This is a genomic window from Moritella viscosa (assembly GCF_900120065.1).
Classification (GTDB): domain Bacteria; phylum Pseudomonadota; class Gammaproteobacteria; order Enterobacterales; family Moritellaceae; genus Moritella; species Moritella viscosa.
Genome location: NZ_FPLG01000140.1, coordinates 1 through 2,738 on the forward strand (window position 1 = coordinate 1; position 2,738 = coordinate 2,738).

Annotated in this window: 3 protein-coding genes; 1 reads left to right on the plus strand and 2 read right to left on the minus strand. The window is 32.8% G+C overall.

All coding sequences use genetic code 11. From position 1 onward, the window contains the following. Nucleotides 1–250: 250 nt before the first annotated feature. Nucleotides 251–562 (minus strand): hypothetical protein, encoded by a 312-nt coding sequence (locus tag BT797_RS21600; RefSeq protein WP_075473486.1) that lies wholly within the window; start codon nt 560–562, stop codon nt 251–253. Between the two features lie 138 nt (nt 563–700). Next, entirely contained in the window at nt 701–874 is a 174-nt protein-coding gene (locus BT797_RS23945) for a hypothetical protein (RefSeq protein WP_170860817.1), read from the minus strand. Nucleotides 875–1,801: 927 nt separating this feature from the next. On the opposite strand from BT797_RS23945, the gene BT797_RS21605 reads away from it, so the two are divergent. Continuing rightward, the gene (locus BT797_RS21605) at nt 1,802–2,656 is read left to right on the plus strand and encodes a bile acid:sodium symporter family protein (protein WP_075473487.1); all 855 of its coding nucleotides are present in this window, start codon (nt 1,802–1,804) and stop codon (nt 2,654–2,656) included. Nucleotides 2,657–2,738 lie beyond the last annotated feature (82 nt).

Here is a 2,738-nt window from a genome sequence, read left to right on the forward strand (position 1 = left end):
ATTTTAAACGGGGTTTAACAAAGTGTGAAACATGCAACATTTGATGGTCGCTCTTTATAAAGAATCATGGCAATCTTTAAATATGAATTTAAATGATTTTTTAAACGTAAAACGAGTACATTTTTGTTTTGAAAATAGCGAATTCCACTCTGCAACTTTATCTAATGATAGATACCCGTATTTGTTATATGTATTCAACATCTTATCGTAAATTATAAGATCTTTTGAATGACCGTAATTATTATTTTTTTTAAACAAAGTGTACTAACTCAATACTGTCTGCATAAGAATTACCTAAAATGGTCAGTTTTTTTATTGCTTGTTCACGTGTTGTTCTACAATGGCCGAACGAATCAGAATGTATTGTATAAAGTTTTCTGAATTTTTTTGTTTTTCCTCCAAGCCTAATTGTTAATAATATTTGTGGATATTCACGTATTGAGCCATCCTTTAAGATCTTTTTACTTGAGCCGTAACTCATTCCGATAGGTAAATCTTGGGCTGCCCCTTTTCGCTTAACTGAATTTATAGCCCATCTACATTGTTTTGATTTATATGTCATTGTTTAGCTTTGTCGTAGATTGGTAACGTTTTGATTTAGAGTTCATATCGTTTATTAAGGAGAAAATATGTTTTTCAAGTATTGCCTTCTGATTCCTTCCAGTTGCAATCATTACTCGTAACAATGGTTTTATCTTTTTTAATTCTTTTTTAATTCTTTTTTTACCATTTGGTTCTTGAAATAGCTTGTTAGGATTTTATTTCTTTTTTCATTTGGTACAAATCGCGGTGTTTCTGATACAAATTGGTAGAGGTGAAGCAAACTGTTTTGCAGTAATTCATAAAACACACGATCTTTTTTATCTTGTTCCATATTCACTGTTATCTTTAAAATAATTGATGTAATTATATCTATATTTGGGGGATCATTTTAAATTCATGGTGAATTCAGCGATATCAAATATTATATAACATGCGTTAAGCGTAGTGAGAGTATTTTAGATCATATTAATGATTCTTCAATTTAACTACGTGACCACAATTGCGACATTTGAAAATGCTGGTATAAAACAACTTTTGAAGCCAGCTTCGCTTTACTTGTTCTACTTGTCTATCATTGCAACATATCATTCTTATCCTACAAGCGTTAATCAAACCCCTTAATATTACATCGTAATAGATATCACTCGCATTTGTAATACTTCTTTTGTAGTAAACTAGTTAATTTAACCTCCTAATGGTGGCATTTTTAGGTCTTGGGCTAAAATCGTCCCTCAGCGGCCTATTGTTCATCGCCTTAACAACGATGATCGGGTTTAAGTAATGGCAATAAGTATTATTAGGTAATATTTATGTGTTGTAATAACAAAAAATCTCATAGGAATATTTGATGGCCGTCAGCTACCTGCTTGGAATAATTATTGGTGGGAGTTAGTTCGCTCAATTTCACGTAGCGAACCATTTCCGTGAACTCAGCAGATGGGTTAAATATTAATGGGATTTGGAGTTGCATTCGATACAATTAAAGCTGGCAGTTAATTTGAACATAGGCCACCTACGGCGGAAACTAACCGATGTTCACAGATCTAATCCTTTCAACAATATCCGATTCTGATGGTCAGATGTGTAATAAGATAGCTTATGGTAGAAGTTGGTAGCCAAAAAAGTTAGTATCAACACCATCTAAATTAAGGTGTTTAAGGTTTGGTTACTAATCATATTGAAAGTTGCATTTTAGATGCTACAAAGCCTTTTAATGCATTAACATTAAAGTTTCTCATTATATTAAAAGGATATTATTATGCAGGCTGATATTTTTACCGTGATAATTCTCCCTTTAGCATTATTTATTATAATGCTAGGTATGGGACTATCACTAAAACCTATTGATTTTATAAGGGTATTAAATAATCCTAAAGCTATAAGTATAGGTATTATTTGTCAAATGCTGATTTTACCCTTATTAAGTTATTTAGTCATTGTCCTCGTCGGTTTGAAACAAGAACTTGCTGTTGGTTTAATGCTTTTGGCTTTTTGTCCCGGTGGAACAACATCCAACTTTATAAGTTATCTTGCTCGTGGTGATGTTGCATTATCTATCAGCTTAAGTGCGATTATAAGTCTAATCACACCTTTCACAATTCCACTACTTACTGTATTAATGATTGATATTTTCCTTGATAACCCACAAACATTTGAATTACCTTTGATTAAAACGATAGTACAATTAACTGTTATTACCATTGTCCCTGTTTGTGTTAGTATGCTTATTAACCACAAACGGCCAACCTTCGCATTAAGTGTAGAAAAATCAGTACGTGTTTTTTCAATAGCGTTCTTATTTATCATTATTGCCGGTATGATGTATAAAAGTCGAGCGGATCTTATTGAGTTTTTTTCATTAACTGGAACTGCGACCCTGGCACTTATAATTCTTTCCTTATCAGTTGGTTACTTTACTTCTAAACTTTTCTCTTTAAAACGGAAGCAAGCGATAACCATAGGCATTGAAGTCGGTATTCAAAATGGTACAATTGCTTTATTCGTATCTGGTTCTTTATTAGGTAATACCCTCATGACAATCCCAGCCATAACCTATAGCTTACTTATGTTTGTTGTGGGTGGTGGATTTGCATGGCTTGTTAGTAGAAGATAAGAAAATATCTTACGCTTACGTCGTGGTATTGTAGTCGTTCATTGAAATTGGCCTCCTAATTGGAGGCTGTTTAGATCTTGGG

Coding starts and splice junctions, on each gene's coding strand:
- BT797_RS23945 (WP_170860817.1), bottom strand. CDS start 874: ATGGAACAAGATAAAAAAGATCGTGTGTTTTATGAATTACTGCAAAAC.
- BT797_RS21600 (WP_075473486.1), bottom strand. CDS start 562: ATGACATATAAATCAAAACAATGTAGATGGGCTATAAATTCAGTTAAG.
- BT797_RS21605 (WP_075473487.1), top strand. CDS start 1,802: ATGCAGGCTGATATTTTTACCGTGATAATTCTCCCTTTAGCATTATTT.